At 68.8% G+C, this 5,642-nt stretch carries 2 protein-coding genes; both read right to left on the minus strand.

Features of this window, described 5'->3' with window-relative positions:
* Positions 1-244: 244 nt before the first annotated feature.
* Positions 245-1,093, minus strand: a complete 849-nt coding sequence (locus tag R1101_RS31035; RefSeq protein WP_016934227.1) for an AMP-binding protein — start codon at positions 1,091-1,093, stop codon at positions 245-247.
* Between the two features lie 10 nt (positions 1,094-1,103).
* On the minus strand, positions 1,104-5,609 hold the full coding sequence (locus R1101_RS26945; protein WP_232284763.1) for a non-ribosomal peptide synthetase: 4,506 nt from the start codon (positions 5,607-5,609) through the stop codon (positions 1,104-1,106).
* Positions 5,610-5,642: the final 33 nt, after the last annotated feature.

Genomic DNA, 5,642 nt, shown 5'->3' on the forward strand with positions numbered 1-5,642 from the left:
CGGGGTCCGCCGGACCGGCGACCACTCCGCGACTGCGTCGCGGCTCCTCCGAACCTGTCGATTCCTCGTTCGGACCCCGCCTCGGCCACGTGACAACTCCTCCCCGTCGGAGCACCCCGACGGCCCCGGTCACGGTAAAGTTACCGTTCGGTCACGTGTCCTGCACGCCCGACCGGGAGGGCCGTCGGGCGCTCGTGTTCGTCACAGCTCACAATCCGTCCGGGGTGTCACCCCGAGAAGTCGATCATGAACCGGAAGACCACGGGTGAGTTCTCGCGCAGATGGTGGCGTCGACCGATTCGGAAGCCGCCGTCCCGACCCCGTCCGTGACCGAGACGAACGCGAGATCCGCACAGCCGACGAGGTCGGCCACCGCATCACCGGGAACGAATGCGTGTGTCACCCATTCCTCTTCCGCAGCACGGGCGAGATCGTCACGGTTTTCGGGAACGATCACGACAGCACCGGCCAGCGCGGCGGCGAGCACCGCATATACCGACCAGGGGTCTGCCGCCCGCCCGGACACCAGGATCCGAGCATCGTAGGTGACACCGAACTCGGTGTGATCGCGGCGAAGTGCAGCCACCGCACGTCCCTGAGTGAGGTCGCCCTGCGGCAGCCTCAGCGCAGGGTCCCCGGCACGGAGGACGGACGTGCGCTCGGTGTAGGCGACGGGGCGCTCCGACTGCGCCGACACCCTCGACACCAGTTCCGGGTCGTCCATCGGAAGCAGAACCGCCGAGCCGTCGGCGGTGCGCTGTGAGGTCGTGAGAATCCAACGAGCCTCGGAGGACGTCCCCACCGCGATCGCGGCCCCCGTCTTCACGGTTGCCCAGATCGCGGTGACCAGGTCGATTCCGGGGGGGACGTCGACGGCGACGGTCCCGCCCGGACCCGCACCGAGCGAGATCAGATGCCGCGCCCACCGAGAGGATCGTTTCTCGACATCCGCGAAGGTCGACTCGGTCTCGCCGAACACGACGGCAGGGGCGTCCGGATCCGATTCGACCACGACGCGCAGTTCCTGGGCGATCGTCGTATCGGGGACCTGCGAGGACGACTCCGGCACGGCGCGAGGGGTGCCGGTGACCACGGCGATCTCGTCAGCGGTCCGGATATCGATGTCCCCCGACCACCGCGGCGGGATCGGCGGCCACCGCGTCGAGCACCGCCACGAAGCGACGCGCGTAGGCCTCCACGGTGTCCGCGTCGAACAGATCGGTCGCGTAGGTGAAGGCGACGGCCATCCCACCCGGCCCGCTCGCGGAGTCCTCCCGAGGTTCCACCGTGACCTGCAGATCGAACTTGGCGGAGAGCTCTCCCGTGTCGAGCGCTTCGACGGTCAGTTCCGGCAGTTCCATACGTACGGGGTCGAGGTTCTGGAAGGACAGCACCGTCTGGAAGACCGGATGCCGGGAGGTCGAACGAGCGATCCCCAGTTCGTCCACGACACGCTCGAACGGCACGTCCGCATTCGCGAAGGCTTCGAGGTCGCCGGCCCGGACCGTGTCGAGGAGGGCGTCGAACGCCGTGGCCGGGTCGACGTCGCTGCGCAGTGCCAGCGTGTTGACGAACATGCCGACCACGTCGTCGAGTGCCTGAGCACCGCGTCCGGCCACTGCCGTCCCGATCACGACGTCGCGCGAATTGCTCAGTCTCGACAGCAACACCGCGAGAGCGGCATGCACCACCATGAACAGCGAGGCACGATGTTCCGAGGCGAGAATGTCGAGACGAGCACGGGTGTCCGCGGACACATCGATCATGGTCGTGGCACCGCGGGTGCTGGTCTGTGCGGGTCGCGGCCGGTCGGCGGGAAGGTCCAGCAGGTCCGGCACCCCTGCCAGGCGTTCACGCCAGTAGTCGAGCTGTTTCCCCGCAGGCGATGCCGGATCGTCGGCGTCCCCGAACACGTCCTGCTGCCACAGCGCGAAGTCCGCATACTGCACCTCGAGCGGAGGGAGCTCGACGGAGCTGCCGGAGATGCGCCCGATGTACGCCGACACGAGGTCGCGGGCGAGCGGTGCGAGTGACGCACCGTCCGCCGAGATGTGGTGCACGACGAGCACGAGGACGTGGTCGTCCGGCGTGAGCGAGACCAACCGGCCCCGCACGGGTACGTCGGTGGAGACATCGAAGCCCTGCGACGCGACCTCCACGACCGCCTCGAACGCCTCTCCCTCGGTACCTGCGGTGACGACCGTCAGTTCCTCGACCGCGTCGACGGACCGGATCTGCTGGTACGGACCGTGATCGTCGTGCGGGTAGACGGTACGCAGTGTCTCGTGGCGCTCGACCACATCGCGCACGGAAGCTGCGAGTGCCTCGGTGTCGAGGTTTCCGCGCAGCCGGATCGCCAGGGGGATGTTGTAGGTGGACGAACCGGGGTCGAGCTGATTGAGCACCCACATCCGCTGTTGTGCGAGCGAGAGCGGAATGCGCTCGGGACGGGGCCGTGCCCGCAGTTCGGGCACGGCTGCGGCGGTCGAACCGCCGTCGATCCGGGCTGCGAGGCCCGCCACCGTCGGTTCCTCGAACAGTTCACGAATGGCCAGGGAGGATCCGAGTGCCTCGTTGATCCGAGCGATCACCCGCGTCGCCACGAGCGAGTTGCCTCCGAGATCGAAGAAGGAGTCGTCGGCACCCACGCGCTCGAGCCCCAGGACATCGGACCAGACGGCCGCGACGGCGATCTCGGACTCCGTGACCGGCTCGCGGTGTTCGCCACTGTCCGCGCTCACCTGCGGTGCGGGCAGTGCGCGCCGGTCGAGCTTGCCGTTGACCGTCAACGGCAGTTCTTCGAGGACCGTCACCACATCGGGCACCATGTATCCGGTGAGGAACTCGGCGGCGGCCCGACGGACGGCGGCGGGCTCGATGCTGTTGCCGGCCCGCGGTACGACGTATCCGACCAGACGTTCGCCGATGCCGTCGTCGCGCACCACTGCCACAGCGTGGGCGACGCCGGAAGCGCGCAGCAGTGCCGCCTCGACCTCCCCGAGCTCGATGCGGAAGCCGCGGAGCTGCACCTGCGAGTCGCTCCGGCCGGCGTACTCGATGATGCCGTCGGCGTTCCACCGGGCGACGTCGCCCGTCCGGTAGAGACGTCCGGAGCCGAAGGGGTCGGCGACGAAACGGGCCGCCGTGAGCTCGGGGCGCCCGAGATAGCCGCGGGCGAGCTGATCGCCGGAGACGTAGACGTCGCCGGCCACGCCGGCGGGAACCGGGTGCAACCGCTCGTCGAGGATCCGGACGTCCAGGCCCGGCAGCGACCGTCCGATCGCGCTCGGAACGCCCGGTCGCGCTTCCGTCGGTTCCACGACATGGAAGGACACGTGCACCGTGGTCTCGGTGATGCCGTACATGTTGACCAGTTGCGGCCGCACGGGATGGCGTTCGAACCATGCCGTCAGCCGGCCGGGGTCGAGCGCCTCACCCCCGAAGATCACGTACCGCAGTGCGAGCGGCCCGGCGTCGACCGAAGCGGACGACGCGAGCATCCGCTCGGCCTCGTCGAACTGGTAGAACGCCGACGGCGTCTGGTTGAGAACCGTGACTCCTTCGCGCCGTACGAGTTCGACGAACAGTTCCGGCGAGCGTGATGTCAGGTAGTCGACGACGACCAGACGACCACCGTGGAGCAACGGCCCCCACAGCTCCCATACCGAGAAGTCGAAGGCGTAGGAGTGGAACAGCGTCCACACGTCGTCCGGGCCGAAGCCGAAGCGGGGTTCGGCGTTGGCGAAGAGGGTCAGCACGTTCCGGTGCGTGACGGCGACGCCCTTGGGGCGACCGGTCGAACCGGAGGTGAAGATGACGTACGCCAGATCGTCCGGCTGCGGCGATGCGATCCGGTCGGAGTCGGTGAGCGGATCGGTGGAGACCGAGTCGTCGTTCTGCGCGGCGACGACGTCCAGCATCTCGATTCCGCTGCCGCGCAACGCCTCCGCTCCGGGCTCGTCTCCGAGTGTATCGGAAGTGAGGATCACGCGGGGCCGGGCCTGGTCGAGAATGTACCGCACACGATGCTGCGGATGTGCGGTGTCGATCGGCAGGTAGGCGCCGCCGGAGAGCACGACCGCGGTGAGCGCGACCACGAGGTCCTCGGTCCGCGGCAGGGCCACCGCGACGAGAGTGCCGGGTCCGACCCCCGCGGCGGCAAGCCGGCGTGCGATCCGGTTCGCGCGGGCACCGAGCTCGGTGTAGGTGAGGGTCGTCTCCCCGTGGGTCACCGCGGCGTTCGCGGCGTGAGCGCGGGCGGCCGTGTCGAAACGTGCAGTCAGCGTGGCCGGTTCGACGACCGGGACGGACTCGCCGAGCGTGTTCCACTCGGTGAGGATGCGGTCGAGCTCGCCGTCGGTGACGAGCGGCACGTCACCGACCGCGATGCGCGGATCGGTGGTGACCGCCTCGAGGATCCGCGAGAACCGTTCTGCGACAGCGGCGACGGTCTGCGGGTCGAACAGTTCGGTGGCGTAGTCGAATTCCACCACGAGGCCGGAGGGATCGCCGGCGGCGTCGACGACATCCGCGACGGTCACCTGCAGGTCGAACTTGGCGACCTGTGCGTCGAAGTCGATACCGGAGACGGTCAGCTCGGGCAGTTCCAGCTGAGAGACCGGCATGTTCTGGAAGGTGAGCATCACCTGGAAGAGCGGGTGGCGCGCAAGGGAACGCGACGGGTCGAGCACCTCGACGAGGCGTTCGAACGGCACGTCGGCGTGGGTGAACGCCTCGAGGTCGGCCGTGCGCACCGAGTCGAGGAAGTCTCCGAAGGACACATCGGGTTCGACGGGTGTGCGCAGCACCAGGGTGTTGACGAACATGCCTACCAGGTCGTCGAGCGCCGCGTCGCCGCGGCCGGCGACAGGGGTGCCGATCGTGATGTCCTCGTTGCCGCCGAGCCGGGCGAGGAGCACGGCGAGTGCGGCATGGACGACCATGAATTCCGTTGCACCGCTGCGACGGGCGAGATCGGCGATCGCTGCGCGGACTCGCTCGTCGAGAGTGAGGCGGTGCGAGGCACCCCGATGGCTCGCGACGGCCGGCCGGGGACGATCGAACGGCAACGTCACTTCTTCCGGCAGATCCGCCAGGGTCCGCTTCCAGAAGTCCACCTCCCGCGCCATGAGCGACTCGGGGTCGGACTCGTCGCCGAGGGTCTCGCGCTGCCACAGCGTGTAGTCCGCGTACTGCACCTCGAGCGGTGCCCATCCGGGTTCCCCGCCCGCGACACGCGCGGCATAGGCCGTCACCACGTCGCGCGTCAGCGGTCCCATCGAGTAGCCGTCGGCGGAGATGTGGTGCACCACGACGACGAGCACGTGCTCGTCCGGGGCCACGGAGAACAGGCGCACACGGATCGGAACCTGCTGTGTCACATCGAAACCGGTGGTGACTGCTTCGGCGACCCGGGTCGCGACCTCGTCGGAGTCGATGCTCTCGGGGCGGACGTCGACGATCGCCTCCGCGGCGGGCAGCACCTGCTGATAGCCGACACCGTCGATCTCGGGGTAGACGGTGCGGAGCGATTCGTGGCGTTCCACCACGTCGGAGACCGCCGCCTGCAGCGCGTCGGTGTCCAGTCGCCCCGAGAGGCGAATGGCCACGGGGATGTTGTTCACGGCGGAGTGCGGTTCGAG

The organism is Rhodococcus sp. R1101, from assembly GCF_000278445.1.
Taxonomy (GTDB): domain Bacteria; phylum Actinomycetota; class Actinomycetes; order Mycobacteriales; family Mycobacteriaceae; genus Rhodococcus; species Rhodococcus gordoniae.